Raw genomic sequence first — 2,803 nt, 5'->3', positions numbered from 1 at the left:
GTAGAATTCAATGGAAAAATTATCTCCTTAAATGAGTGGGCGAGTCAATTAAATGGCGGTAAAATAAATGGCTATGAATATTGCATTGTGAAAGAAAAAAACAAAACCTTAGCAGAATTGAGAGTAGAAAATAAAGAGTTATTCTATGGTATGGGTTTTGATTCAATTTACGATATTTAATTTCATAAGGGTTAATGAGTCAGCGGATGCTGGCTTTTTTAGTGTCAATTCACATTTCGAGTTAGTAAAACATGATTTCAACATTCACTATTTCAGCAGTTAATATAAATGGGCTAAATGGTGGCGGATTCCAAAGAATCGGAAAGGATCAGAGGGTAATTTTACTGATGARAAGTGTAATAAACCCATACGTATCAGTATTCCTTGGAATGATAAAGAACTAGAGGAAAAGAGTGAAATAGTTTTGACTGGGAAGGGGTCGGCGGTTCAAGTCCCTCACAGGTCATCTTCAAAACAGAGTTCAAATCCTTTTCAAGGGTTTGGGCTTTTTCTTTTTTTTGACATCTCCATTTTATCCCTTAATTTTATACATTGCACAAAGACTGCACAGATATTGCACGAGACTGTTGCTCTGTTTTAAAAAGACTATGATAATTTTTTTTTGCGCTGCCCAGTTAATTCATCAATCCCGGCCTCAATTCGAAATGCCCATACTTACCTACTTTTCTGACTAAAAACCTCCATTTTGAGATGGAGCTAGGGTGTGTTAAATAGTATGGGTCTGCAAAACTATTTTCAAATAAGGTGTGTATTTAAATTAATTCAACAAATCTGATTAGGAGTATGATAATATTTTAAAAAAAGAGAGAGGTTATCATATGAATTCAACATACTCACCGACAGAAACAACTAAAACAAAAGCCTTAGTCATCAATGCACTTTTCATCGCACTTACCCTAGTAGCCACAATGTTCATCAACATAAAGCTCCCAATAATGGGTAACGGAGGCCTAATCCATCTGGGTAACGTTCCTCTTTTTATAGCAGCGTTGGTTTATGGCAAAAAAACAGGAGCCATAGCAGGCGCCTTAGGAATGGGCTTCTTCGATCTTATCTCTGGTTGGGCAGCATGGGCACCGTTTACATTCATCATCGTAGGTACAATGGGCTTTTTAGCCGGCCTCATATCCGAAAAGGTACCCGGCAAAAGAGAACTTGTATACACACTGGCAGTTGCCGTTGCACTGATTATAAAAATCGTGGGCTACTATTTTGTCGAAGTTATCCTTTACGGTAACTGGATACAGCCATTCGGCTCCATCCCCGGAAACGTTATGCAGGTCGTATTAGCCGGTATAATTGTAGTACCACTGGCAGGACGTCTAAAGAAAAGAGCTGGACAGGTATTTGAGTGAAACATATTTTGGTTTCTTCTTTTGGTCTTTCAGCTGTGGATCAAACTGATTCCTTTTTTCCTAATTATTAATTATTTTTCTCTATTTTCTTTACCTGTTGTTCAGCTATATGATAGTACCCTTTAGATGATGAACTACGCCCTAAATTTCGGACAGTTTAATAAAAGACACCCTGCTAATTAAGCAGCGATTAAATGAATTCAGTATTGTAAAAAGTACCCTATAGAGTAGATACTTTGAAAAAAGGACTACTCTATAGGGTACTATTTTGTATTATGAGTTAAAAATCGAATTGGGGAATTTCAAATGAAAAACACTTAACTGAAAAAGAAATAACTTTTCGAATAATCCTTGTGTTAAATCTGTTATTTCAAAGTCAATTACATATACAGATGAGTTTATAAGAAAATTTATCGCTGAAAGTGAAAAAGGAAAGCTACCACATCTTATTTTTGAAGAGTATGGATTTGATATTGAAATCATTGTTGTTGACAGGGTTAAAAAAGCAGCCTATAGAAGGCGTACTGCCTATAAAAAATCGGGTGTTTTGGGATTGAGTGATTCACGAATAAACCATTCAGGAAGATCTCGTAAAAAAGAAAAAACATTGGAAGAGAAAAATGCTAGATTAGAAGCTGAAGTACAACTATTTTAGCATTATATGTTTTTCAATTTCTTGTAGGCGTTCATCAAGTTCTCCTGCTTCTATAGCTTTTATGAATAACAAACAAAAAATAGTTTTTTAATGCACATTCTGTTGATAGACAAAGTAGGCCACTCACTTTGATTATTAATTTGCTCGTGGGGAGGCATCTTAAAATCTTTTGAATGTCTCGTTCGTTGCATGACGTCAGCCTCTTTGGTACACTATGCAGAAGTACTTTTCACTTTGAGTGCTAGGATTTATTATGGAATGGCATAAATTATATGTTTGATCTTCATAAATCATTTATTAAAGTCCTTGTAAGCAGTGTGGTGCTCCCAAAAGAAACCTGGAAATGTGGAGCATTTTATCCTGTTATTACATTCGCCTAGACTAGTGAAAGAAGTAACGAAGTTTAGTTCAACCGATTTATAGGGGAATAAAGGGATACAGCTTTATAAAAAGAAACACTCCATGTATCACCACATAGACTTCGCACATGTGGAGTGTGTCAAAGTTAGTTTTAAAAGTGTAACCCAATAATGACCGTTTCCGATTTTGGGATCTTTTTTATGTCAATCCCTTGCCATTCCTATCTTTTCTTTCTCTCCTCTCTCAAAAAAAGTCTTTTGAAATAAAAAAGGAGCAAAATAGGGGTTCAGTCGGAAATCTTTATATTAATTCGAACGGTGGGAATCGGGGAACTTCGGAGAAATATTTTTTGGTTGTACAAAAACACATTACAATATAATACAAAGACCAATAACTTTGTATTATATTGTAA

The 2,803-nt window shown here is 35.3% G+C and carries 2 protein-coding genes and 1 pseudogene; all 3 read left to right on the top strand.

Going from position 1 to position 2,803, the window contains the following annotated elements; genetic code table 11:
• Positions 1–180: hypothetical protein (locus tag AC1DUW_RS25060; RefSeq protein WP_477643743.1), on the top strand; the 180-nt coding region annotated here is incomplete at its 5' end.
• Positions 181–839: 659 nt separating this feature from the next.
• The gene (locus AC1DUW_RS25055; RefSeq protein ID WP_053345645.1) at positions 840–1,376 is read left to right on the top strand and encodes an ECF transporter S component; all 537 of its coding nucleotides are present in this window, start codon (positions 840–842) and stop codon (positions 1,374–1,376) included.
• Between the two features lie 340 nt (positions 1,377–1,716).
• Positions 1,717–2,025 (top strand): annotated as a pseudogene (locus AC1DUW_RS25050) (IS3 family transposase); the annotation flags it as partial.
• Positions 2,026–2,803 lie beyond the last annotated feature (778 nt).

The sequence above is a fragment of the Peribacillus sp. P4_C12 genome (assembly GCF_056402095.1).
Note: the sequence above shows the minus strand (reverse complement) of the source record. Positions and strands in the feature narration are given on the sequence as shown.

Coding starts and splice junctions, on each gene's coding strand:
- AC1DUW_RS25055 (WP_053345645.1), top strand. CDS start 840: ATGAATTCAACATACTCACCGACAGAAACAACTAAAACAAAAGCCTTA.